General features: G+C 71.6%; 21 protein-coding genes. 14 read left to right on the forward strand and 7 right to left on the reverse strand.

All coding sequences use genetic code 11. From position 1 onward, the window contains the following. Positions 1-2536: ABC transporter ATP-binding protein (locus ACZ6ZP_RS30750; RefSeq protein ID WP_469409137.1), on the reverse strand; the 2536-nt coding region annotated here is incomplete at its 3' end. A 185-nt stretch (positions 2537-2721) separates the two neighbouring features. Here ACZ6ZP_RS30750 and ACZ6ZP_RS30755 point away from each other — a divergent pair. The 4 genes from ACZ6ZP_RS30755 (at position 2722) to ACZ6ZP_RS30770 (ending at position 6328) form a co-directional block, all read left to right on the forward strand. Beyond that, a complete protein-coding gene (locus ACZ6ZP_RS30755) occupies positions 2722-3624 on the forward strand; it encodes an ABC transporter ATP-binding protein (RefSeq protein WP_366461511.1) in 903 nt (300 codons plus the stop codon). Continuing rightward, entirely contained in the window at positions 3621-4403 is a 783-nt protein-coding gene (locus tag ACZ6ZP_RS30760; protein WP_366461510.1) for an ABC transporter permease, read from the forward strand. The genes ACZ6ZP_RS30755 and ACZ6ZP_RS30760 overlap by 4 nt, the downstream gene beginning before the upstream one ends. Positions 4404-4470: 67 nt before the next feature. Then, the gene (locus ACZ6ZP_RS30765) at positions 4471-5706 is read left to right on the forward strand and encodes a sensor histidine kinase (RefSeq protein ID WP_469409337.1); all 1236 of its coding nucleotides are present in this window, start codon (positions 4471-4473) and stop codon (positions 5704-5706) included. Then, positions 5699-6328 (forward strand): response regulator transcription factor, encoded by a 630-nt coding sequence (locus ACZ6ZP_RS30770; RefSeq protein ID WP_361465548.1) that lies wholly within the window; start codon positions 5699-5701, stop codon positions 6326-6328. The genes ACZ6ZP_RS30765 and ACZ6ZP_RS30770 overlap by 8 nt, the downstream gene beginning before the upstream one ends. A gap of 6 nt (positions 6329-6334) precedes the next feature. Here ACZ6ZP_RS30770 and ACZ6ZP_RS30775 read toward each other — a convergent pair whose 3' ends face one another. The 3 genes from ACZ6ZP_RS30775 to glgX all read right to left on the reverse strand — a co-directional run bounded on the left by ACZ6ZP_RS30775 (position 6335) and on the right by glgX (position 11960). Next, positions 6335-7693 (reverse strand): alpha-lytic protease prodomain-containing protein, encoded by a 1359-nt coding sequence (locus ACZ6ZP_RS30775; protein WP_361465545.1) that lies wholly within the window; start codon positions 7691-7693, stop codon positions 6335-6337. Positions 7694-8589: 896 nt separating this feature from the next. After that, entirely contained in the window at positions 8590-9543 is a 954-nt protein-coding gene (locus ACZ6ZP_RS30780; protein ID WP_351173256.1) for a LysR family transcriptional regulator, read from the reverse strand. 86 nt (positions 9544-9629) lie between these two features. Next, positions 9630-11960 carry a glycogen debranching protein GlgX gene (gene glgX / locus ACZ6ZP_RS30785; protein ID WP_469409143.1) on the reverse strand — a complete coding sequence of 777 codons (2331 nt, stop codon included), beginning with the start codon at positions 11958-11960 and terminating at the stop codon, positions 9630-9632. Positions 11961-12249: 289 nt separating this feature from the next. On the opposite strand from glgX, the gene ACZ6ZP_RS30790 reads away from it, so the two are divergent. The 7 genes from ACZ6ZP_RS30790 to ACZ6ZP_RS30820 all read left to right on the forward strand — a co-directional run bounded on the left by ACZ6ZP_RS30790 (position 12250) and on the right by ACZ6ZP_RS30820 (position 19399). Beyond that, entirely contained in the window at positions 12250-13380 is a 1131-nt protein-coding gene (locus ACZ6ZP_RS30790) for a L,D-transpeptidase (RefSeq protein WP_469409145.1), read from the forward strand. Positions 13381-13537: 157 nt separating this feature from the next. Continuing rightward, on the forward strand, positions 13538-14779 hold the full coding sequence (locus ACZ6ZP_RS30795) for a L,D-transpeptidase (protein ID WP_351173265.1): 1242 nt from the start codon (positions 13538-13540) through the stop codon (positions 14777-14779). Positions 14780-14843: 64 nt separating this feature from the next. Then, positions 14844-15614 carry an enoyl-CoA hydratase/isomerase family protein gene (locus tag ACZ6ZP_RS30800; RefSeq protein WP_351173268.1) on the forward strand — a complete coding sequence of 257 codons (771 nt, stop codon included), beginning with the start codon at positions 14844-14846 and terminating at the stop codon, positions 15612-15614. A gap of 298 nt (positions 15615-15912) precedes the next feature. Next, positions 15913-16416, forward strand: coding sequence for an ATP-binding protein (locus ACZ6ZP_RS30805; protein WP_351173271.1), 504 nt, complete (start codon positions 15913-15915; stop codon positions 16414-16416). A 375-nt stretch (positions 16417-16791) separates the two neighbouring features. Continuing rightward, positions 16792-17574: a polysaccharide deacetylase family protein gene (locus ACZ6ZP_RS30810; protein WP_469409149.1), complete on the forward strand. Its 783-nt coding sequence runs from the start codon at positions 16792-16794 to the stop codon at positions 17572-17574. Then, positions 17574-18761, forward strand: a complete 1188-nt coding sequence (locus ACZ6ZP_RS30815; RefSeq protein WP_469409151.1) for a YncE family protein — start codon at positions 17574-17576, stop codon at positions 18759-18761. Before ACZ6ZP_RS30810 ends, ACZ6ZP_RS30815 begins: the two co-directional genes overlap by 1 nt. A gap of 86 nt (positions 18762-18847) precedes the next feature. Further along, positions 18848-19399 (forward strand): glycoside hydrolase family 25 protein, encoded by a 552-nt coding sequence (locus ACZ6ZP_RS30820; RefSeq protein ID WP_351173280.1) that lies wholly within the window; start codon positions 18848-18850, stop codon positions 19397-19399. A gap of 31 nt (positions 19400-19430) precedes the next feature. Here the strand turns inward: ACZ6ZP_RS30820 and ACZ6ZP_RS30825 are convergent, their stop codons facing one another. Next, a complete protein-coding gene (locus ACZ6ZP_RS30825) occupies positions 19431-20090 on the reverse strand; it encodes an NADPH-dependent F420 reductase (protein ID WP_351173283.1) in 660 nt (219 codons plus the stop codon). Between the two features lie 152 nt (positions 20091-20242). Here ACZ6ZP_RS30825 and ACZ6ZP_RS30830 point away from each other — a divergent pair, with 152 nt between their 5' ends. Continuing rightward, the gene (locus ACZ6ZP_RS30830; RefSeq protein ID WP_469409155.1) at positions 20243-20905 is read left to right on the forward strand and encodes an RNA polymerase sigma factor; all 663 of its coding nucleotides are present in this window, start codon (positions 20243-20245) and stop codon (positions 20903-20905) included. Beyond that, the gene (locus ACZ6ZP_RS30835) at positions 20902-22077 is read left to right on the forward strand and encodes a CU044_5270 family protein (protein ID WP_366461505.1); all 1176 of its coding nucleotides are present in this window, start codon (positions 20902-20904) and stop codon (positions 22075-22077) included. The genes ACZ6ZP_RS30830 and ACZ6ZP_RS30835 overlap by 4 nt, the downstream gene beginning before the upstream one ends. Here the strand turns inward: ACZ6ZP_RS30835 and ACZ6ZP_RS30840 are convergent. Together ACZ6ZP_RS30840 and ACZ6ZP_RS30845 are read right to left on the reverse strand one after the other, a co-directional pair. Next, positions 22041-22496, reverse strand: a complete 456-nt coding sequence (locus tag ACZ6ZP_RS30840) for an ABA4-like family protein (protein ID WP_351173289.1) — start codon at positions 22494-22496, stop codon at positions 22041-22043. The two genes, ACZ6ZP_RS30835 and ACZ6ZP_RS30840, sit on opposite strands and share 37 nt — an antisense overlap. Further along, positions 22493-23440 (reverse strand): hypothetical protein, encoded by a 948-nt coding sequence (locus tag ACZ6ZP_RS30845; protein WP_469409339.1) that lies wholly within the window; start codon positions 23438-23440, stop codon positions 22493-22495. Before ACZ6ZP_RS30845 ends, ACZ6ZP_RS30840 begins: the two co-directional genes overlap by 4 nt. A 214-nt stretch (positions 23441-23654) precedes the next feature. On the opposite strand from ACZ6ZP_RS30845, the gene ACZ6ZP_RS30850 reads away from it, so the two are divergent. Beyond that, positions 23655-24317 (forward strand): MerR family transcriptional regulator, encoded by a 663-nt coding sequence (locus ACZ6ZP_RS30850; RefSeq protein ID WP_469409158.1) that lies wholly within the window; start codon positions 23655-23657, stop codon positions 24315-24317. Positions 24318-24410 lie beyond the last annotated feature (93 nt).

The following is a 24410-nucleotide window of genomic DNA, read 5'->3' on the forward strand; positions in this document are numbered from 1 at the left end:
CGTCCGCCTTGCCTGCCGTGGGCGGCGGGTCCGCTTCCCTGGCGGGGGGAGTGGTCCGCTCCTTTGTGGAGGTCGGGTCGGCTGCTTCTGGCGTGGGACCGGCTGGCGCCTGCGTCTGTTCGCCTGTGGGTATGCCGTCCGCCTTGCCTGCCGTGGGCGGCGGGTCCGCTTCCCTGGCGGGGGGAGTGGTCCGCTCCTTTGTGGAGGTCGGGTCGGCTGCTTCTGGCGTGGCAGGGGCTGGCGCCTGTGTCTGCCCGTCCGTGGGCGCCGGGTCCGCTTCCCCTGGCGCGGGAGCGACTCCCGCTCCTGACATCAGCCACGCGTACTCCGCGTTCCCGCGCAGCAGTTCCTGGTGGGTGCCCACCGCGGTGATCCTGCCCGCGGAGAGCAGGGCGACGCGGTCGGCGAGGAGGACCGTGGAGGGGCGGTGGGCCACCACCAGGGCCGTCGTGTCCTTCAGGACGCGGCGCAGGGCCGCCTCCACCAGGGCCTCCGTGTGGACGTCGAGCGCCGAGAGCGGGTCGTCGAGGACCAGGAAGCGCGGGCGGCCCACCACCGCGCGGGCCAGGGCAAGACGCTGGCGCTGGCCGCCGGAGAGGCTCAGGCCCTGCTCGCCGACCTGGGTGGCCGTGCCCTGCGGCAGGGCGTGGACGAAGCCGGCCTGGGCGACCTCGAGGGCACGCTCCAACTCCACTTCCCCCGCGGCCTCTTCCGCCCCCATCAGGACGTTCTCGCCCACCGTCGCGGAGAAGAGCGTCGGCTCCTCGAAGGCGACGGCCACCAGCGTGCGCAGCCGCTCGCGGTCCATCTCCGCGATGTCCTCGCCGTCCAGCGTGATGCGCCCCCCGCTCACCTCGTGCAGCCGGGGCACCAGCGCCGTCAGCGTCGTCTTGCCGCTGCCCGTCGCGCCGACGAGGGCGAGGGTCTCGCCGGGGTGTATGTGCAGGTCGATCCGGTCGAGCGCGGGCGGCGCGTCGGCTGGCGCGTCCGGGTAGCGGAACTCCACGCCGTGGAAGCGGAGTCCGGCCGCACCGGACCTGGCCCCTGGGCCTGTGGCGGACCCGGCGGTGACGGACCCAGCGCCGCTCCCGGCGGCGACCCTATGCCCGTCCCCGGCCTTGGCCCCGGCTTCGGCCCTGGCCCCGTTCCCGTGCCCGGCCTCGCTCTTGGCCCGGGCTCCGCTCCCGTGCCCGGCCTCGCTCTCGGCCCTGGCCCCGTTCCCGTGCCCGGCCTCGCTCTTGGCCCGGGCTCCGCTCCCGTGCCCGGCCTCGCTCTTGGCCCGGGCTCCGCTCCCGTGCCCGGCCTCGCTCTTGGCCCGGGCTCCGCTCCCGTGCCCGGCCCCGTTCTCGGCCCTGGCCCCGTTCTCGACCAGGGGCCCGCCCCCGTTCCCCGCCTCGGTCCCCCTCCCGGCCGGGAGCCCGGCCTCGGCCCCTGAGTCGATTCCGGCGCCGGTGTCTGTGCCGGCCCCGGCCCCCGCCCCGGCCCCCGCCCCGGAACCCGCGCCGTCCCCACCCCCCACCGGCAAGCCGGTCTCCGGCTCCGCGTCCATCACCTCGAAGTACCGCTCCGTGGCCGTCGCCGACTCCTGGCTCATGGCGAGCAGGAAGCCGATCGACTCCACCGGCCAGCGCAGCGCCAGCGCCGTGGAGAGGAACGCGACCAGCGTGCCCGTCGACAGGTCGCCGTCCGCCACCTGCACCGTCCCCAGCACCAGCGCCGCACCGATCGCGATCTCCGGCAGCGCCATGATCACCGCGTAGATCGCCGCAAGGAGCCGCGCCTTGGCCAGCTCCGTGCCCCGCAGCGTGTGCGACAGCTCGCGGAACGCGTGCGCCTGGCTGCGGTGGCGGCCGAAGCCCTTGATGATGCGGATGCCGAGCACGCTCTCCTCGACGACCGTCGTCAGGTCGCCGACCTGGTCCTGCGCCCGCCGCGCCACGGCCATGTACCGGCCCTCGTAGTACGCGCAGACGATCACCAGCGGCAGCAGTGGAGTCAGCAGGACGAGCCCCAGCGCCCAGTCCTGTGCCAGCAGGATCGCCATGCCGACCACGATCGTCGTCCCGTTCACGATCAGGAACGTCAGCGGGAAGGCGAGGAACATCCGCAGCAGCATCAGATCCGTCGTGCCGCGCGACAGCAACTGGCCCGAGGCCCAGCGGTCGTGGAAGGCCACCGGAAGCCGCTGCAAGTGGCGGTAGAGATCCGCCCGCATCGCCGCCTCGACCGACGCCAGCGGCCGCGCCACCAGCCACCGCCGCAGACCGAACAGGAGTGCCTCCGCGACCCCGAGCAGCAGCAGGAGCAGGGCCCCGAGCCACACCCCGCCCAGGTCCCGGTCGGCCACCGGGCCGTCCACGAGCCACTTCAGTACGAGGGGGAAGACGAGCCCCGTACAGGAGGCGACGATGGCGACAAGAGCCGCGCTGAACAGGCGAGTTCGCACGGGACGGACATACGGCCACAGCCGCAGCAGCGTCCGCGCCGCGGACCCTTCCCGGGCCGGTTCCTTGGTCGGTGCATCTGTTTTCGGCATCACGAGCGAGCCTACGGACGGCGACTGACAGAGCCCACTGAGTTTTGGCCCCACCCTGCTCGTCCGCTGGTCCTACGACCGGGCCGCGCGAGCGGAGTCGTACCCCGCCATCAGCCGATCGGCTGATACCGCTTCGAGCGCGATGGGCGATGCCCGCGCCCCCGCCCACCGGCGAGGCTCGACCCATGCCCATCATCGAAGTGCACGACCTGCGCAAGGCCTACGGCGACCGCGCCGCCGTCGACGGAGTCTCCTTCGCCGTCGAGGAGGGCGAGATCTTCGGCGTCCTCGGACCCAACGGCGCGGGCAAGACCACCACCGTGGAGTGCATCGAGGGCCTGCGCGTCCCCGACACCGGGACCGTCCGCGTCGCCGGGCTCGACCCCGTCGCCGACCACGACCGGGTCACCCAGATCCTTGGCGCCCAGCTCCAGGAGAGCGAACTCCAGGCGAAGCTCACCGTGCGCGAGGCACTGGAGCTGTACGCCGCGTTCTACCCCAACCCCGCCGACTGGCGCCCCCTCGCCGAACGCCTGCGCGTGACCGACAAGCTGGACAGCCGCTTCGGCAAGCTCTCCGGAGGCCAGAAGCAGCGCCTGTTCATCGCGCTCGCGCTGATCGGCAACCCGCGGGTCGTCGTGCTCGACGAACTGACCACCGGGCTCGACCCGCGCGCACGCCGCGACACCTGGGAGCTCATCGAGGACGTACGCGACAGCGGCGTCACGGTCCTGCTCGTCACCCACTTCATGGAGGAGGCCCAGCGCCTCTGCGACCGCATCGCGGTCATCGACCAGGGGCGGATCGCCGCGCTCGACAGCCCGGCGGGCCTCATCAGCCGCGCCGCGGGTTCCACCGTCATGTCCTTCACGCCGTCCGCGCCGCTCGACGAGCGGGAGCTGGCCGCGCTGCCGCGGGTGATCTCCGTCGACCAGCGCGACGGCCGCTACACCCTGGGCGGCACCGACGAGACCGTCAACGCCGCCATCACGCTGCTCGCCCGGCACCACATCACCGCCCACCAACTCCGGGTCTCCGACGCCACGCTGGACGACGCCTTCCTCGACCTCACGGGAGCCACGGCATGAGTACCGCCCTCACCGCCGCACCTCATGCCGCCGCGAAGAACAAGGTCTCGGCCGCCGTCCTCAAGGCCGAGTTCCGGCTCTTCCGCCGCGAACCGGGCGCCCTCTTCTGGATCATGCTGTTCCCCACGATCCTCCTGGTGATCCTCGGCTCCATCCCCTCCTTCCGGGAGACCGACGCCTCGCTGGGCGGCATCCGCCTCGTCGACGCGTACGTCCCCGTGACGGTGCTCCTCTCCCTGATCATGGCGGGCCTGCAGGCCATGCCGCCGCTGATCACCGGCTACCGCGAACGCGGCATCCTGCGCCGCATGTCGGCCACGCCGGTCCGCCCCTCCGCCGTGCTCGGCGCGCAGATGGGCATCCACGGCGCGGCCGCGCTCGCCTCGTCCCTGCTCTCCCTGGCCGTGGGCCGCCTGGCCTTCGATGTGCCGCTGCCGCGCCAGGCCCTCGGCTACGCGGTCGCGCTGCTCCTCGCCGTCCTGTGCGGGCTCGCGCTCGGCGCCATGGTCTCCGCGATCTCCCGTACGACGAAGGCCGCGACCGCGATCGGCTCCGCCGTCTTCTTCCCGATGATGTTCAGCGCGGGCGTCTGGCTGCCGGTGCAGGCGATGCCCGACGCGCTCGCCCGCGTCGTGGAGATCGCCCCGCTCGGCGCCGCCGCCCAGGCCCTGGGCGACGCCGCGGCCGGCGACTGGCCCGGCCTCTGGCACCTCGGCGTGCTCGCGCTGTGGACCGTGGTCCTCTCGGCGGCTGCCGCGCGCTGGTTCCGGTGGGAGTGATCGGCGGGCGGTCTCGCGGGTGACCGACACTGGGACCGTGAGTACGAGTGCGGCGGATGCCACGAAGATGCTGGAGCGGCGCTGGGGCCTGTTCCACCGCTGGGGCCCCTACGTCCTGCTCGGGTTCGGCGTCCTCATGTCGGCCGCCACGAGCGGCGTCGTCGGCATGGGGCGCGACGCGTGGACCCTGGCGGGGGCCCTGGTCGGCGCGGCGGTGGCGCTCCAGCTGTGGTGGGGCCGGCTCGCGGGGGCCCGCCCCGGCCCGTCGCCCGCGGGCGTCGGCTACTACGCCGTGCGCTGGGCGATCGCCTTCGTCCTCACCTGGATCAACCCGTTCTTCGCGTTCTACGCCGTCGTCGGCTACTTCGGCGCCGAGCGGCTGCTGCCGCCGCGCCTGGTCAAGCCCGGCCTCTTCGCCACCGCGATCATCATGGCGGGCTCCCAGTCGGGCGGACTTCCCCCGGACGGCGAACTCGGCTGGACCGTCTTCGGCGGGCTGCTCGCGGTGAACATCGCACTGCTCGCCGTCTTCGCCCACCTCGCGGAGCAGGAGGAACAGCGCGCCCGCGACGCCTCCGCCACCATCGTCGAACTGGAACGCACCAACACCGCACTCCAGCAGGCCATGGACGAGAACGCCGCCCTGCACGCCCAACTCCTCGTCCAGGCGCGGGAGGCGGGCGTCGCCGACGAGCGGCGCAGGCTCGCCGCCGAGATCCACGACACCATCGCGCAGGGCCTGACCGGCATCATCGCCCAGCTCCAGGTCGTCGCGTCCGCCTCCGACGAGACCCTGGCCCGCGAACACCTGGGCCGCGCCGCGGACCTGGCCCGGCACAGCCTGGGCGAGGCCCGCCGCTCCGTGCACAACCTCTCCCCGACGGCCCTGGAGCACGACGCGCTGCCCGAGGCGCTGAAGAAGACGGTCGCGGAGTGGGCCGAACGCACCGGCGTCCGCGCCGAGTTCACGGTCACCGGACCCGCCGAGCCGCTCCACGAAGAGATCGAGGCGACCCTGCTGCGCATCGTCCAGGAGGCCCTGTCCAACGCCGCCCGGCACGCCGACGCCGCCCGCCTGGGCGTCACCCTCTCCTACATGGACGGCGAGGTCGCCCTGGACGTCCGCGACGACGGCCGCGGCTTCGACCCGTTGGCCCTGGCGCCGCGCGGCGGCTCCGGCGGCTTCGGCCTCGACGGCATGCGGGCCCGCGCCGAACGCGTCGCGGGCTCGCTCACCGTCGAATCGGAGCCGGGCAACGGCACCGCGCTCTCGGCTCGCGTACCTTTGGTCCGCCATGGCTGACCTGATCACTCTGCTCATCGTCGACGACCATCCCGTCGTACGGGACGGTCTGCGCGGCATGTTCCGCTCGGACCCCTGCTTCGAGGTGCTCGGCGAGGCCGCCGACGGCGTCGAGGCCGTCGCCCTGGTGGAGCGCCTCGACCCGGACGTCGTCCTGATGGACCTGCGCATGCCGGGCGGGGGCGGCGTCGACGCGATCGCCGAGCTGCAACGGCGCGGCGCCCGCTCCCGGGTCCTCGTCCTCACCACGTACGACACGGACTCGGACACGCTGCCCGCGATCGAGGCGGGCGCGACCGGCTATCTCCTCAAGGACGCGCCCCGCGAGGACCTGTTCACCGCGGTCCGCGCGGCGGCCCAGGGCCGCACGGTCCTGTCGCCCGCCGTCGCGTCCCGGCTCGTCTCACGCGTACGTGCCCCCGGCAACGAGCCGCTGAGCACCCGCGAACGGGAGGTGCTCGCGCTCGTCGCCAAGGGCACGTCGAACCGTGCGATCGCCGCCGAACTCTTCATCAGCGAGGCCACGGTCAAGACGCATCTCACCCACATCTACGGCAAGTTGAACGTCAAGGACCGGGCGGCGGCGGTGGCCACGGCGTACAGCAGAGGCATCCTGGGCTGAGGCCGATCAGGCGGCTGCCCACAAAGCGGGGGTGTTGGGCGGCTCCCACCCGGGCTGCGCCTGATGCCCTTGCAGGCACCGGTAGGTCGACCCGCCGTACGTCACCGTGTCCCCCGGGGCGTACACCTTGCCCGCGGCCCACGTGCCGCCAGGCTCGGGGTCACCGGGGCCGGGGCCCCCACCCGTGGTCTTCAGCGTCAAGCCGAACTGCTGGAGCAGCGGATTGATCGGCTGGTGGAAGGTGGTCCCGCCGCTGGAGCAGTTGCCCGAGCCGCCGGAGGTGACGCCCTGCGCCTGGCTCCCGGATATGTAGGAGCCGCCCGAGTCGCCGGGCTCCGCGCAGACCGTCGTCCGCGTCACGCCGCTGATGGTGCCCTCGGGGTAGGTGACACTGGTGTTGTGCTGCTGGATGGTGCCGCAGTGCCACCCCGTAGTGGAGCCGGAACGGCAGATCGACGCACCCACCGGGGACTGCGTGGAGCCCCCGACGCCGACCCGTTGCCCGCCCTGGCCCTTCACGTACGGGGTGGCGGTCCACTGGGAGTTGGTGGCGACCCAGGCCATGTCCCTGCCGGGGAAGATCGAGGCCTGGAACGTGCCCTGGGCCACCTGGTTGTAGCCGCTGGTCGCGGTGCCCGCGCGCCCGCAGTGGCCCGCGGTGGCGAAGCCCTGCTGGGTGCCCTTGGTGATCGGGAAGCCGATGGAGCAGCGGCCGCCCATGTAGTAGGCGTCGCCGCCCACGAGGTCGTAGAACGCCCGCGGCCTCTCCCTGACCCTCTCCACCTGTACGAGGGAGGATCCGACCCCCGCGGCGGCGACGAGGGACGTGGCGGCGCCCGACCGCACGGCCTGCACCACCACTGCGTTGGACCGCACGTCGACGTACCAGACGGGGGCGTCGCGCGTTGCGGTCTTCTTGGCCGCACGGTCCAAGTCGGCTTTCGCGGCTTCGAGTTGACCGAGAGAGTGCCGCACGACTTCGGCCCGGGCGCCCCGCGCCTCGATCGCGTTCACGTCGGAGGCGTCGGTGGTGGCCACGGTGAGCTTCGCCGAGGTGGCGCCGTGCACCCAGGCGCCCGCGAAGTCACGGCCGAGAGCGCCCCGCAGGGCTCCCGCGACGGCGCCGGCCTCGGCCTCGTTGACCAGACGGGCCTCGGCCTGCGCCGGCGTGAGGCCGAGGTCCCGCTGCATGGCCTTCAGGACCTCGGGCGATGTCCTGTCGACGGCGGCGGTCTCGGCGGGGGAGGGCGAGGCGGGATCGGCCTGGGCGTTCGCGGTACCGGGAAGCCCGGCGAGGACGAGCGCCCCGGCGGCAACGAACGCGGCACACGCCGCCGCGGCGCGTCTGTGGTGGATGGGGGGCATGGGGGAATCTCCTCGGTTGCGAGGGGCGAGCGGACCGCCGAGGGGAACGGCCAGCGGATCGCCCACAACGTAGAAGCCTCAACTGATCCCCAGTAGCTGCCAGTTCACCCCCTGCCCTGGTGTTATGGAAGCTGGGTCGAGAGGGACGGCGGTGCGGTTGGGGCGCGGCGGGGTCAGCCGGTGGTGTGGCGGGGCAGGGGGGGGCGGCGAGGGCGAAAGAGGTTGGGGGAGGCCCAGTCGCTGTGCGGTGAGGAGGCGTGGTCGGGCTGGGGAAGGCCCGCCGCTGTGCGGTGAGGGTGGGACCGCGCCGGGGCAGGCCAGTCGCTGTGCGGTGAGGAGATGTGGTCGGGTTGGGGGAGGCCCGCTGCCGTGCGGTGAGGGTGGGACCGCGCCGGGGCAGGCCAGTCGTTGTGCGGTGAGGAGGTGTGGTCGGGTTGGGGGAGGCCCGCTGCCGTGCGGTGAGGGTGGGACCGCGCCGGGGCAGGCCAGTCGTTGTGCGGTGAGGAGGCGTGACCGGGCTGGGGCAGGCCCGCTGCCGTGCGGTGAGGGTGCGACCGCGCCGGGGCAGGCCAGTCGCCGTGCGGCGAGGAGATGTGGTCGGGCTGGGGCAGGCCCGCCGCCGTGCGGCGAGGAGATGTGGTCGGGCTGGGGAAGGCCCGCCGCTGTGCGGTGAGGGTGGGACCGCGCCGGGGCAGGCCAGTCGCTGTGCGGTGAGGAGACGTGACCGGGCCGGGGAAGGACAGTCGCTGTGCCGTGAGCGCGTGGCCGTGCCAGGGAAGGCCAGTCGCCGTGCCGTTCAGGGGGCGACCGTGCCAGGGAAGGCCAGTCGCCGTGCCGTTCAGGGGGCGACCGCGCCAGGGAAGGCCAGTCGTCGTGCCGTTCAGGGGGTGACCGCGCTAGGGGAGGCCCGGGGTAGGCGTTGCCAGCCAGGCCGTGTAGCTCTCGCTGCGGGCCGCCGCCTCCGCGTGCGCCGCGCGGGCCTGGGCGAAGACCGCCGGTGCCGTGTCGTGGGCCGGGGCCGCCGGATGCCAGCCGAGCAGGTGGCGCCAGTACAGCGGCGCCCCGGAGAGGGGGCGGGTCACCAGGCCCGGCGTCGGGGGGAACGTCGCCCGGCAGAGGCCCACCGCCCGGCCCACCTGGACCAGGTGGACGCAGGACGCCACGTCCGTCTCGTAGACGGACGACGGCGTGAACCCCGCACGGGCGCACGCCGCGGTGAAACAGTCCGCGAAGCAGCCGTCGCCCGGCACGTCCGTCCACGCCTCGCCCGCGAGCCGCGCCAGGTCGATCTCCTGGTGGTCGGCCAGCGGATGCCCCGTCGGCAGCATGACGAAGACCGGGTCACGGGCCACCTCCCGCCACACCAGCAGCTCGCTCTCCGGCGGCGGACTCGCCCCGCACGTCCCCACCAGCGCGAAGTCCAGGCGCCCCTCGGCCGTGCGGGTCGCGATCTCCCGCTCCGACCAGGAGGTGTGGGTCGTCACCGGCGCCCCGGGGTACGCGGCGGCGAGCCGGTCCACCAGAGCGCCCAGCAGCGGCCCGTGCGTCGCGCCGAGCCGGAACCCCGCACCGCCCTGCCAGTCCCGGCCGAACCGCAACGCCTCCTCCCGCAGTCCGCTGACCGCGGGCAGCACGACCCGGGCACGGGCGAGCACGAACTCGCCGAGCGCGGTGGCCCGCACCCCGTGCCGCCCCCGCTCGAACAGCTCCCCTCCCAAGGCCCGCTCGATCCGCTTCAGCTGTGCGCTCAGGGCGGGCTGCGCGAGCCCCAGCACGGTGGCGGCCTTCGTCAGGCTGCCCGCGTCGGCGATCGCCCGGATCGTCTTGAGGTGCCGCAACTCCAGGTCCATGGGCCGAGCTTGACCCGTGGCCCGGAGCCCTGCAATGGGCAGGTTCGGACCAATGCGGGCGACCGTCGCCCGCCTCCCCGACGGCGTCAGCCTCCCCCGTCCCGCACATCGTCCCGCACCCGCAGCAACAGCACCGACCGCGCCGCCATCGTGACCGTCCCGTCCCCCGGCAGCACGGTGCCGGGCGCCGCCCCCTGCTCCTCCAGGGACGTGTCCACCACCACCTCGTACGCCCGCGCCCACGGCGCCCCCGGCAGCACGAAGCTCCCCGCGCGGTCGGCCGCGTGCAGGACCGCGAGGAAGCTGTCGTCGACGATCGGCGCACCACGGGCGTCACGGCCCGGTATGTCGCGGCCGGACAGATACATGCCGAGCGTCGCGGTCGGCGCGTACCAGTCGCCCTCCGTCATCTCCGTCCCGCGCGCCGTGAACCACGCCAGGTCCCGCAGCCCGTCCGCCGAATGCGCACGGCCGGAGAAGAACGCCCGCCGGCGCAGGACGGGATGCCGGTGCCGCAATGCGATCAGACGGGACGTCAGGTCCCGCAGTGCCGCCCACCCCGGCTGTTCGAGCAACCCCCAGTCCACCCAGCTGACCTCGTTGTCCTGGCAGTACGCGTTGTTGCTGCCCCCTTGCGTGCGCCCCATCTCGTCCCCGGCGACCAGCATCGGCACCCCCGTCGAGAGCAGCAGCGTCGTCAGCAGGTTGCGCAGCTGTCGGCGCCGCAGCTCCGCCACCCGCTCGTCCGCCGTCTCGCCCTCCACGCCGCAGTTCCAGGACCGGTTGTCGTCCGAACCGTCCCTGTTGCCCTCGCCGTTGGCCTCGTTGTGCTTGCGCTCGTACGTCACCAGGTCCCGCAGCGTGAACCCGTCGTGCGCCGTCACGAAGTTCACCGAGGCGTACGGCCGCCGCCCGCCCCACGCGTACAGGTCGCTCGACCCGGAGAGCCGGTAGCCCAGATCCCGCACATCGGGCAGCGCGCCCCGCCAGAAGTCCCGCACCGCGCCCCGGTAGCGGTCGTTCCACTCCGTCCACAGGGGAGGGAAGGCCCCCACCTGGTAGCCGCCGGAGCCCACGTCCCACGGCTCGGCGATCAGCTTCACGCGCCGAAGGACCGGGTCCTGCGCGATCACCGCGAGGAAGGGGGAGAGCATGTCGACGTCGTGGAACGAGCGCGCCAGCGCCGCCGCCAGATCGAAGCGGAAGCCGTCCACGCCCATCTCGGTCACCCAGTAGCGCAAGGAGTCCGTGATCAGCCGGAGGACGTGCGGCTGCACCACCTGGAGCGTGTTCCCGCAGCCCGTGTAGTCCGCGTACCGCCGGGCGTCGGACGGCTGGAGGCGGTAGTAGCCGCGGTTGTCGATGCCCTTGAGCGAGAACATCGGGCCCAGCTCGCCCGCCTCCGCCGTGTGGTTGTAGACCACGTCCAGGATCACCTCGATCCCCGCCTCGTGCAGCGCCCGCACCATCCGCCTGAACTCGCCGACCTGCCCGCCCGTCGTCCCCGACGCCGCATAAGCCGCGTGCGGCGCGAAGTAGCCGATCGAGTTGTAGCCCCAGTAGTTCCGCAGGCCCCTGCGCAGCAGGTGGTCCTCGTGGGCGAACTGGTGCACCGGAAGCAGCTCCACCGCCGTCACGCCCAGCCGTACGAGATGCTCGATCGCCGCCGGATGCGCCAGCCCCGCGTACGTACCCCGCAGCTCCTCGGGAATCCCCGGGTGCAGCTTGGTGAAGCCGCGTACGTGGACCTCGTAGATGACCGAGTCCGCCCACGGCGTCTTCGGGCGCCGGTCGTCGGCCCACTCGTCGTCCGGCGCGTCGTCGTGCACGACCACGCCCTTGGGGACGTACGGCGCCGAGTCCCGGTCGTCGCGCACCGTGTCGGCCACGTGCTGCTGCGGCCAGTCCCGCACGTGTCCGTACACCTCGGGCGGCAGGCCGTGCGTGGCGAAGTCGCCGTCCACCGCACGCGCGTACGGATCGAGGAGCAGCTTCGCCGGGTTCCAGCGGGCGCCCGTCCACGGGTCCCAGCGGCCGTGCACGCGGTAGCCGTAGCGCTGCCCCGGACGGACGCCCGGCACGAAGCCGTGCCAGATCTCGTGCGTCAGCTCGGTCAGCGGCGAGCGCGTCTCGACGCCCTGCTCGTCGAACAGGCAGAGCTCGACGGCCTGCGCACCCCCCGCCCACAGCGCGAAGTTCGTGCCCGCCTCCCCGTCGGGCCCCACTCTGAACCGGGCGCCGAGCGGCGTCGGCGCCCCCGGCCACACGGGCAGGGCGGGCGCGCCCGCGGCGGCCCGCGGCGCGGCGCGCGCCCGTGCCGACGTCCCGTTCACGGCGCTGGCCCTACCGCTCCCGTCGGCCGCGCCCGTCCCGCGCCGCCCACCCCGGAGTGCTTCCTGTTCGGCTGCGCTGGACACCCATCCGCCTCCTGCGGCTCGACCCCTGCCGCGTCCCGGCGGCGGGGCGTACCGGACCGGACGGCCCACGTGGACCCGCGAGCCCGTGCCGTCCTCCCCACTGTTCTGCCCAGCGTGTGCGTCGCACTCACGTTTCCCCAGGAGGGGGACGGTCGTTGGGACGGACGTGAGACAGGTAGCGAGGCGCGCTCGGCGCGCAGGGGCCGCGCTGGCCGCCGTAGTGACATGGGCAGGACTGCTTGCCGGAGCCACGGGGTGCAGCGGTGACGGTGGTGGCATCGACCGCCTAATGGGCAAGCCACGGACGCCCGCCGACGTCATCCGGGTGACGCCCGACGACGGCAGCAAGGGAGTCAAGGGCGACGAACGCCTCCAGGTCGAGGTCCCCGACGGACGCCTCGAATCGGTGAAGGTCGTCCGCGTGCAGGACGCCCAGGAGGCTCCGGTGCCCGGCCGCATCGACGAGGACGGCATGACGTGGAAGCCGCTGGACGACGGTGGCCTGGCGCTGGCGGCGAAGTACTCGGTGGACGCCGTCGCCCTGGACGGCCACGGCCGCCGCTCGGCCCGGCACACGACGTTCACGACGCAGGTCCCCGACGAGCGCTTCATCGGCTACGTGTCGCCGGAGCACCGCTCCACGGTCGGCACCGGCATGATCGTCTCCCTGGAGTTCAACCAGGAGATCGAGAACCGCGAGGCCGTCCAGCGCGCGATCCACGTCACCGCGGACCCGGAAGTCGACGTACGCCCGCACTGGTTCGGCAAGACCCGCCTGGACTTCCGCCCCGAGAAGTACTGGAAGCCCGGCACGAAGGTCACCGTCGCCCTGCGCCTGCGCGACGTGGAGGCCGCCCCCGGCGTCTACGGACTGCAGGACAAGAGCTTCTCGTTCACCGTCGGCCGCAGCCAGACCTCCCTGGTCGACGCCGCCGAGCACACCATGGAAGTACGCCGCGACGGCGAGCTCCTCTCCACGGTGCCGATCACCGCCGGGGCCCCCAAGACCACGACGTACAACGGGAAGATGGTGGTCACCGAGATGCTGGAGGTGACCCGGATGAACAGCCGCACCGTCGGCTTCGGCGGGGAGTACAACATCCCCGACGTCCCGCACGCGATCCGTCTGACCACGTCCGGCACCTTCCTGCACGGCAACTACTGGTCGCCGAACGCGCCTGGCAACACAAATGTCAGCCACGGCTGTGTGGGCCTGCGCGACGTGAAGGGCGGCAGCTCACGGACCCCGGCGGGGTGGTTCTTCGACCGCACTCTGATTGGCGATGTGGTGGAAGTTGTCAATAGCGATGACAAGAAAGTCGCTCCTGACAACGGGCTCGGTGGCTGGAACATGGAGTGGAAGGACTGGACGGCACCGCCCGGCTCCAAGCCGGAAGCCAAGCCCACGGAGCGGAACTGAGGCAGGGCCCGCACCCCGTGCGCAGTTGGGACTGAACAGTGACATTGGCGGGGAGTCATCGGTCGAGGCCGTGTGGTTATCTAGCGCAGGCGCGTGTCTGTGCGCGCTGATGCACTGGGGTGCGGGCCTGACCAGGCCGTGCGAGGGGAGACACATCTTGAACGGGCGACCGATATCGGGGACGTCGGTTGGTGCGCGGGGGCGCGCTCGGCGACGGGGGACCAAGGGCCTCTTTGCGGTGGCATCGGGTGTGACGCTGCTGTTGGTCACGGCATGCGGCGGGGGCGGCGACTCGGACGCGGGCGGCGACGGCAAGAACAAGGCCGACAAGAACGCGCCGTCGACGGCGGTGGTGACCATAGCGCCCAAGGACGGCGCCGACTCGGTGGCCACCAGCGGCGCACTGAAGATAGCCGCCGCCAAGGGCAAGCTGTCGAAGGTCGAGGTCAAGGACAGCAAGGGCAATCCGGTCCCTGGCAAGATCACCTCGGGCGGTGCCGGCTGGACGCCGGCGCACCATCTCGCGGCCTCCACGAAGTACAAGGTCCACGCGATAGCCGAGGACTCCGAGGGCCGTGAGTCCGCCAAGGACACGTCGTTCACGACGCTGACCCCGAAGAACACCTTCATCGGGCAGTTCACGCCGGAGGACGGCTCGAAGGTCGGCGTCGGAATGCCGTTCTCGGTCCACTTCACGCGCGGCATCACCGACCCGGAGGCCGTCGAGAAGGCCATCGAGGTCAAGACCGAACCGGCCGTGCAGGTCGAGCCGCACTGGTTCGGCAACGACCGCATCGACTTCCGTCCCGAGAAGTACTGGAAGGCGGGGACGAAGGTCACCGTCAAGCTCAACCTCGACGGTGTCGAGGGCCGGCCCGGGGTCTACGGCGAGCAGTCCAAGACCCTGAAGTTCACGATCGGCCGCAGCCAGGTCTCCACCGTCGACGCCAAGTCGCACCAGATGAAGGTCGTCCGGGACGGCAAGCAGATCAAGAAGATCCCGATCACCGCGGGCGCGCCGGGCACGACGACGTACAACGGCCAGATGGTCATCAGCGAGAAGCTCCAGGTCACGCGCATGAACGGCGAGACCGTCGGCTTCGGCGGCGAGTACGACATCAAGGACGTCCCGCACGCGATGCGCCTGTCCACGTCGGGCACGTTCATCCACGGCAACTACTGGTCGGGCGGCGCCTTCGGCAACACGAACGCCAGCCACGGCTGCATAGGCCTGAGCGACGTGCGCGGCGGCTACAGCAAGAAGACGCCCGCCGGATGGTTCTTCGACAACTCCCTCATCGGGGACCTCGTGGTCGTGAAGAACTCCGCGGACAAGACGATCCAGCCCGAGAACGGCTACAACGGCTGGAACATGTCCTGGGAGAAGTGGAAGGCCTGACCGGCCCGCCGGGAACACCCGGCCGCATGTCCCCGTCATGCGAGGCACGGCTAACGTGCCTCGCATGACATCTGTGCATCTCGAAGTCGCCGAAGGCGTCGGCACGATCCGCCTCGACCGCCCCCCGATGAACGCGCTCGACATCGCCCTGCAGGACCGGCTCAAGGAGCTGGCCGAAGAGGCGACCCGGCGCGACGACGTACGCGCCGTGATCATCTACGGCGGCGAGAAGGTGTTCGCGGCGGGCGCGGACATCAAGGAGATGCAGGACATGGACCACGCGGCGATGGTCGTGCGGTCCCGCGCCCTGCAGGACTCCTTCACCGCCGTCGCCCGCATCCCCAAGCCCGTCGTCGCCGCCGTCACCGGCTACGCCCTCGGCGGCGGCTGCGAGCTGGCGCTCTGCGCCGACTTCCGCATCGCCGCCGACAACGCCAAGCTCGGCCAGCCGGAGATCCTGCTCGGTCTGATCCCCGGCGCGGGCGGCACCCAGCGCCTGTCCCGTCTGGTCGGCCCGTCCAAGGCCAAGGACCTCATCTTCACCGGCCGCATGGTCAAGGCCGACGAGGCGCTCACCATCGGCCTGGTGGACCGCGTCGTGCCCGCCGCCGAGGTGTACGAGCAGGCGCACCAGTGGGCCGCGCGGCTCGCGCAGGGGCCCGCGCTCGCGCTGCGCGCCGCCAAGGAGGCCGTGGACGCGGGCCTGGAGACGGACATCGACACCGGGCTCGCCATTGAACGCACCTGGTTCGCCGGTCTGTTCGCCACCGAGGACCGCGAGCGGGGCATGCGCAGCTTCGTCGAGGAGGGCCCGGGCAAGGCCAAGTTCCTCTGAGATTTCTCTGCGGCGGCGCCCGAAGTTCCGCTGGATCGGCATCAGTTGAGGTCGCGTCAGCCAAAGTGTCCCCCGAAGGAGCGGATTATGCACGCCTTAAGAGAACCTTAAGTCTGCCCGGTTCGCGGCCGTAAGTGATCACTCGTAAGCGGGTAGTCATCGCAGGTCAGCAGGGGTGTAACAGGTGCCTGACTGCCACTGGCATATGCCTACCCGGCCCCCCGGAACGGATGGTTCCGGGGGGCTTATTCCGTCGGAACGGCCCCGGAACGCGTTCCGTGCGGCCATGATGGGGGGCATGGCGGGGCTGGAGGGTATCGAACAGCCGCGGCGACACGGGAGTGCGACCGCGGCGCGCTGGTCGCCGGCGGTTGAGGACGAACACGCGCTCAAAGCGCTCGAGTTGTTCGGCAATCCGACGGACGCGGAGGTTCCGCTGCCGTCGCGCCCGGAGTCCGCCGCCATCGCGCGCCGGCTCACCCAGGTCGTCGTGCTCCGGCACTGGGGGCTCTCCCCGAAGCTCACCGAGGACGCCGTCCTCCTCACCTCCGAGCTCGTCGGCAACGCCGTGCGGCACACCGGCGCCCGCGTCTTCGGGCTGCGGATGATGCGGCGGCGCGGCTGGATCAGGGTCGAGGTGCGCGATCCCTCGCGCGGACTGCCCTGCCTGATGCCTGTCCATGAACTCGACCTCAGCGGCCGCGGGCTCTTCCTGGTCGACAAGCTCTCCGACCGGTGGGGCGTGGACCTGCTGCCGCGCGGCAAGACGACCTGGTTCGAGATGCGGGTCGCCGACCGCTGATACGCGAAAGCCCCCGGTCGCCGGATGGGGCGCTGCGGGGGCCTGCGCGGAGCGCCGCGTGGACAAAGGGGTGTGGTCCACGGGCGCCGATGACGACCTGAGCCCGGGTCAATGGGGGTCGTGGATTCGACTATGGCAGACGGGGGCCACTGATCCAAAAGCCCCTATCCGGTCATAGGTGTGCAAAACGGGGCAGGGTGAAAGTGAATCCTTGGTGAGCTGGGACACCTGCCTGGTAAACGCTGGTTAAGTTCTGGCTGTGACAGGTGTTCCGCAAGAGACGAGAGAGGGGCCGGCTGCCCCGCGGCCCCGACCCGCAGGGTTCGTGGGTGGGCAATAAGAGGCTTTCACGCGCTTTTACCATTAAATGGTCGCGTGATCGAGACTGACCGCCGCGGAGCCCTGCGCGCGGGCGCCGCACTGGCCGTCGCGGGCGCGCTCACCGCAGGCTGCTCCGCCTCCGGAACCGCCCCCGCGGCGCACCGGGCCGCACCCGTCGCCCGGCACCCCGCCGCGCAAGCGCCCCGCGCCGCCCCCGCACCCCGCCGCTACCCCGGCCTGCCCGACCAGATCGCGCACAGCCCTCGCGGCCGTCCCCAGGTCGCCCTCACCTTCCACGGCCAGGGCGACCCGGCCACCGCGCGCTCCCTGCTCTCCATCGCCGAGAAGGCGGACGCCAGGATCACCGTCCTCGCCGTCGGCGGCTGGCTCGACGAACACCCCGAACTCGCCCGCCGCATCCTCGACGGCGGCCACGACCTCGGCAACCACACCCACCACCACCGCACCGTCAACGACATGGACGAGGCCCAAGCCCGCGCGGAGATCACCGGCTGCGCCGACCGACTGCGCCGCCTCACCGGCTCCATCGGCACCTGGTTCCGCCCCTCGCGCGCCCAGACCGCGACCCCCCTCGTCACCCGCCTCGCCCACCGCGCGGGCTACCCGCACGTCCTCTCGTACGACGTCGACTCCCTCGACTTCACCTCGCCGGGCGCCCCGGCCGTCACCCGCAAGATCGCCTCAGAAGTGCGCGCGGGCTCGATCGTGAGCCTGCACTTCGGGTACGCGGACACGGTCGCCGCGCTCCCCGCCGTCCTGGAAGACCTCGACCGCCGCGGCCTGCGCGCGGTGACGACCACGGAGCTGCTGACCTGATGACCCTGCACCTGAACCTCACCCGGCGCACCGGAGCGGTCGTCGCGGCCGGCGCCGTCGTCACCGCCGCGCTCGCCGGCTGCGGCAGCGACACCCGCGAGAACGAAGCCCTCGGCACCAAGGGCATCCAGAAACCCACCAGACCCAAGGTCGCCCCCGGCCTCCCCGGGATGCCGCCCGTCCTCGACCCCAAGGACGTCTACGCGGCCGACCGCCCGAACAAACTCTCCCCGGTGGTCAAGGACTTCCCCTCCCGGATCTACGTCCCCAACACCAACTCCAACACCGTCTCCGTCATCGACCCCAAGACGTACGAAGTGATCGACACGATCGACGTCGGGGTCCAGCCCCAGCACGTCGTCCCCTCCTGGGACATGAAGACGCTCTGGGTCAACAACAACCGAGGCCACACGCTCACCCCGATCAATCCCAAGACCGGCAAGGCGGGCAAGCCCGTCGACGTGCACGACCCGTACAACCTCTACTTCACGCCCAACGGCAAGTACGCCATCGTCATGGCCTCGATGGACCGCGAGCTCGTCTTCCGCGACCCGCACACCATGAAGGAGGTCAAGACCGAACCGGTCAGCTGCTACGGCGTCAACCACGCCGACTTCTCCGCCGACGGGCGCTACTTCATCGTCTCCTGCGAGTTCTCCGGCGAACTCCTCAAGGTCGACACGGAGAAGATGAAGGTCATCGGCCAGCAGAAACTGCCCTTCAAGGGCGCCATGCCGCAGGACGTGAAGATCTCGCCCGACGGCAAGGCCTTCTACGTCGCCGACATGATGGCCGACGGCATGTGGGTCCTGAACGGCGAGAAGTTCGGCCGGCCCAAGCTCCTGCCCACCGGCAAGGGCACCCACGGCCTGTACGTCAGCCGGGACTCACGCGAGATGTACGTGTCCAACCGCGGCGAGGGCACCGTCTCCGTCTTCGACTTCCCCAAGAACAAACTCACCAAGAAGTGGAAGCTCCCCCAGGGCGGCAGCCCCGACATGGGCGGAGTGTCGGCGGACGGCAACACCCTCTGGCTGTCGGGCCGTTACGACTCCGAGGTGTACGCCATCGACACCCGCACCGGAGTCCAGACCGCCCGCATCCCGGTGGGCGGCGGCCCGCACGGCCTCGCGGTCTACCCGCAGCCCGGCCGCTACTCGCTGGGCCACACGGGGATCTTCCGCTGAGCCGTTCAACGGTTGACCATCACGGCCACCGGGCACCACAAGGGTAGATCCAGCCGATCTCCCCTCTGCCGCTCAGGAGGCTGCCCGTGCTCAAAGGCATCGACGTCAGCTCGTACCAGTCCACGTTCGACACGGACGGCATATCCTTCGTCATCATCAAGGCGACAGAGGGCCGTTCGTACGTCAACCCAAGACTGACCGCGCAGACGAAGCGCGCACGGGACGGCGGCTGTGTGGTCGGCTTCTACCACTTCCTGTGGCCGGGCAACATCACGGCCCAGGCGGAGTACTTCGTGAGCAAGGCCCCCGAGAAGGCGGGGGACTTGCTGGCGGTGGACTGGGAGTGGACGGGGGACCGGACGGCCGCGTCGAACGCGGAGAAGGACCGCTTCATCCGGGAGGTGAAGCGGTTGCGGCCCTCGCACAGGTGTTTGCTCTACTGCAACCGCGATTTTTGGACCACCCGGGACAGCACATCCTTTGCGGGTGACGGTCTGTGGATAGCGGACTACGTCTCGGCGGGCAAGCCGCGCATCCAGGCGAAGTGGCGTATCCACCAGTACACGTCGACGCCGCTGGACAAGAACGTCGCGGACTTCGCGAGCGAGGCCGCGCTGCGGGACTGGGCCAAGCCGTAGCCGTCCCGCGCGCGACCCGTCGCGTCGGTGGTCAGGCGCGCCAGTCCGCTGTCCGCTCCGGGGACGCGGAGTCCAGTGCCTTGCGGACTGCCTCCGTGTCCGCCGCCAGGCCGTAGACCGGGGTGCCCGGCTGTTGGCGCCAGGAGTCGTCCTGGCCGCCGGTGTCCACGGTGTCGAAGCCGATCTCGTCGATGAGGTCGCGTACGACCTTCTTGGCGGCCTCGTCGTCGCCGGACACCGGCAGGGCGACGCGGCCGGGCGTGCCCTTGGGCTGGGGCTTGTCGAGGATGTCCTGGGCGTAGGTGCCGTTGAATGCCTTGATCACCGGGTGGCCGATCTGGCGCTCGGTCCAGCGGCTCTCGGTCAGGCCCTCCTCGATCTCGGCGATCTTCCCGTCGCGCTGCTGCGGGTAGTAGTTGCCGGTGTCGATGACGGCGACGTCGTCGGCCGCTCCGTCGAGGAAGCCGGACGGCAGGTTCGGCACGGCCTTCAGGGGGATCGTCACGACGACGACCTGGGCGCCGCGCGCGGCCTCCTCCACCGTCACGGGCGTGGCGCCGGTCTCCGCGGCGAGGTCCGTGAGGGTCTGCGGGCCGCGGGAGTTCGCGACGGACACGTCGTGGCCGACGGCCGTGAGGCGGCGGGTGAGGTTGCCGCCGATGTTGCCCGCGCCGATGATGCCGATCTTCATGACTGGCCCTTCCGGGGGTTGGCTGGTTCGCTGGTCTCGTAGCGGAGCCAACCTCCGGATCGGGTGGAGTATTCCGGGCCGGGGGGCGGCGGGGGGCATTCTTGTGACGAGGGGCACAGGAACTTGTCCCGGGGTGCGGAGAGATACGTGGTGTGAGGCCTACTGAACTGGGAGATGGCATCCATGCACGGATCCGGGCAGGCGAGCGGGAGGCGTTCGGTGAGTTGTACGAGGCGTACGCGCGGACGGTCTACAACCATGCGCTTCGGCTGACCGGCGACTGGTCGACCGCCGAGGAGGTCATGTCCGAGACCTTCCTGACGGCCTGGCGCACCCGCGAGCGTCTCGAACCGGACGGCGGTTCGCTCAAGCCGTGGCTGCTCGGCATCGCGACGCACAAGGCGCAGAACGCCAACCGCGGCCTGCGCCGGCGGCTGGCCTTCCTGTCCCGTCAGCCGTCCCCGCCCGAAGTGGCGGACTTCGCCGAGGAGTCGGCGGGGCGGATGGACGACGCGCGGCGGCTCGCGGCGGTGCACGGCGCGCTGCGTCGGCTGCGCCGTCAGGAGCGTGAGGTGCTCGTGCTGTGCGTGTGGTCCGGCCTTGACTACGCACAGGCCGCCGAGGCGCTCGGCGTTCCGGTCGGCACGGTGCGTTCGAGGCTCTCGCGGGCCCGTGCGCGGCTGCGGCGGCTCAGCGAGGACGACGGGGCCGGTGCGAGGGAAGTGAAGAACGTGACGGAACCTTTCCGTGGTCGCGGAGAGGTAGAGAGTGAGGCCGCGTTCGCGGCCCTGCCCCTGCGGGAGGAATTCCGATGAACGCCGCCACCCCGTCCCGGGGAGAGGACGAGGCCGCTGAACTGGCCCGCCTGCTCGCGGAGTCGGACGAAGACGAATGGGAACTTCCGCCGGGGCGTCACCTTCACCACAAGGACATCCTGATGCAGCAGATCGACCGCGACAACGCCGCCTTCGACAACGCCGCCTTCGACAACGCAGCTCGCGACAACGCCACCGTGGATCGCGAGGAGGCCGTCCCCGCGTCGGCCCGCCGCCGCTTCCTGCGCCCCGCCGTGCTGATGCCGGCCGCCGCCGCGCTCGCGGTGGCCGGGGTCCTTGCCGCCACGCTTCCTTCCGGTTCCGCCGGGTCCGGCGGCTCCGGCGGTGTCCGTGACATGGGAGCGGGCCGAGGAGCCAGTGCCGGTGCGGCCGTCACGCTCGACCGGATCGCCACCGCGTCCCTGAAGGCCGACACGCAGGGGGTGAAGGACAGCCAGTTCGTGTACGTGCGCAGCCTGGTCCAGGAGAACAAGGGCGAGCTCTACGGCAAGGTGAAGCTCGGCGCGCCGTTCAAGCGGCAGGTCTGGATGGCGCAGAACCCCGCCCCCGTCACGGACATCGGCCTGATCCGGGAGAGCGGCAAGGGGGCGTCGATGCCCGGTCAGGACCTGCCCATCGAGGCGTCCGCCGTGGACGGTTCCGATGACAGCGGTGCCGTTCCGGAGGGGCCCGAGCGGCCGACGTACGACTGGCTGGCCTCGCTCCCCACCGACCCCGACGCCCTGCTGAAGAAGCTGTACGCCGAGACGCGGGTGATCGAAGGGGAGGAGACGAAGGCGCAGGCGGTCTTCGACAGGATCGGGGACCTGATCGCCGAGGCGATCATGCCGGCGGAGAACGCCGCCGCGTTCTACAAGGCCGTCGCGAAGCTCCCCGGGGTGACCGTGATCCCGGACGCGGTGGACGCGGCGGGCCGCCACGGGATCGGCATCACCCTCGAGGAGTCATCGTTCGCGATGCGCAGTGAATGGATCTTCGACAAAAAGTCCTTCGCCTACCTCGGCGCGCGCAGCTACATGACCAAGGACCACAAGCCGGGCGGCAGGCCCGGCAAGGCGGGGAACCCCGAGGTCCTCTCCGGCAGAGTCGCGGTCCTGGAGCGTGCGGTGGTCGATCAGCGCGGCATGGAGCCGACCAAGGGCCGCGGCTGATCGCGGTTCTCCTTCACGGCCCGCAGGAGCAGGAAGAGCAGCAGGCCGAACGGCGAGAGGAGGATCGTCAGGACCAGGAGCGGTCCCATGACCAGCGGGTGGATGCCGATGCGCCGCGCCTCGCGGTACATCCACTGTCCGATCAGCAGGTCCCAGGCGATGACCTGCGCCCAGATCGCGCCCGCTCCGCCGGCGAGGACGAGCAGCTCGCGGAATCCGTCGATGTCGGGGCTGCTGACGGCGGCCCAGAGTTCGGGCAGGACGGGCAGTGCCATCGCCACGTAGACGGCGAGGACCGGTAGGACGGTGAGGGGTGAGGCGGCGATCCGTGCGGTCGTCCGCCACCCCGGTGCGAAGATCATGAGCAGCCAGACCGGGGCGGCCAGCCAGAAGGTGAGCTCGAAGAGGAATCCGGTCATGACACAAGCTCCTTGTTGTCGTCTTCTTCCAGAGGGCTTCCGGCTGCCTGTACTGGGCTCTGAACTGGGCTGGTATTACGGCTGGTTGGGGTGCGCAGGGCTGCGTACGCACCCGCGGCCGTCGCGCCGGTGATCAGGCCGGCGGCCGTCAGCGTCGCGCCGTCCGGGTGGATGAGCGGCTGGCCCCGCAGGGCCTGCCAGGTGACCAGGGCGAAGGCGGCGGCGTACGCGGCCGAGGCGATGAGCACGAGCCGCAGCCGCACCCGCTCGCCGGTCAGCCGCCCGAAGCGGGGGCGCGCCGCGAGGACCGTCAGGCCCATCAGGAGCAGCGGGAGCAACTGCAGCGCGTGCATGCCGACGAAGTGAGGGATGCGCAGATCGCCGCCGGTGGTCGACCAGCCGGTCAGCGGCATGGAGGGGCCGCCGTCCGGTACGCCGACACTGTGGGCGCCGACGATCGGCGAGGAGCCCCGCTGCTGACCGGGCGCCGGCTGGGTCATCAGGAACCCGACGGCCGCCCCGGCGAGAGCGATGGCGATTCCGCAGCGCATCGCCCAGGCGGACGCGCGGTCGGCGATCCGGGCGCGCAGCAGCAGGATCGCGATGAGCAGGGTGCCGAGCCACAGGATGACGACGGTGACGGCCATCGCGTTGAACAGGGCCTCGTCGAACGGGGTCTGGTGGTTGAAGTGGCTGCGCCTGCCCCGCACCACCTGCCCGGTGATGAGCACCATCTCGGTGAGGCTCGACACGGCGACGACCGTGCCCGCCCACCAGCCCGCCCTGCGGCCGCGGTCGAGCAACGACAGCATCCAGGCGAGCGAGAGACCGTACGCGACGAACGAGACCGAGAACTTGAACGGCTTGAACCAGATCCGCGAGCCGACGAGCACGCGGTCGTCGACGACCAGGCCGACGCCGGACACGACGGCCAGGACCACCATGGACGCGGAGAAGACCACGAGCGGTCGGTGCCATGAACGCCATAAAGGCATGGGAATCCCCCTGATTGTCTGTGTTCGCCTCTGCGGCAAATATAGATAGTGGCGCTGTCCGCTATCCGATAGCGCCACTATCTATGATGGAGCTCGGGGATGGCAAGGGCGCGGCCGGTGGCAGAGTGGCGGGCGCAAGCGCGAAGAGGAGAGTGGGCAGGCCGTGCGTATTGGCGAGTTGAGCCGCAGGACCGGTGTGCCGGTGCCGACGATCAAGTACTACGTCCGCGAAGGGCTGCTGCCGGCGGGCGAGTTGAGCAGCCCGAACCAGGCGCAGTACGGCGAGGCGCACGAGCGCAGGCTGCGCCTCATCCGCGCGCTGCTCGACGTGGGCGGCCTGAAGGTGGCGGCGATCGCGGAGGTGCTCGGCGCGGTCGACGACCCGGGGCGCGCGCTGCACAAGGTGCTCGGAGCCGCCGCGGACCGGCTCGGTTCGGCGGGGGAGGCCGAGGACGACGCCGAGGCGGCGGCCGCGCACACGGCGGTCGAGGAGCTGATCGCACGCCGCGGCTGGCGCACCCATGAGTCGAATCCCGCCGCGGCCGACCTGTCACGGGCCCTTGCCGCCATGGGGCGCGTCGGCCACGGGGCGTTCGCGGAACTGCTCGACACGTACGCCGACGCCGCCGAGATGGTCGCCCGCGCCGACCTCGGCTACGTGGACCGGCGGGTGGCGGTCGAGGACCTGGTGGAGAGCGTGGTGATCGGCACCGTGCTGGGGGAGGCGGTGTTCAACGCGATGCGGCGGATGGCGCATGTGGACGCGTCGGCGCGGTTCTACGGGATCGACAGTGCTGCGGAGCGGGAGACGGAGACTGGGCGGTAGGTGCGGGGGCCCTATGGCCGGCCGTCAACCGGCCCAGGGGTGTCCTGCAGTTCGCCCTGCGCCACGCGTACCGCCCCCGCAGACCCCCGCCGC

The sequence above is a fragment of the Streptomyces sp. NPDC054047 genome (assembly GCF_055585065.1).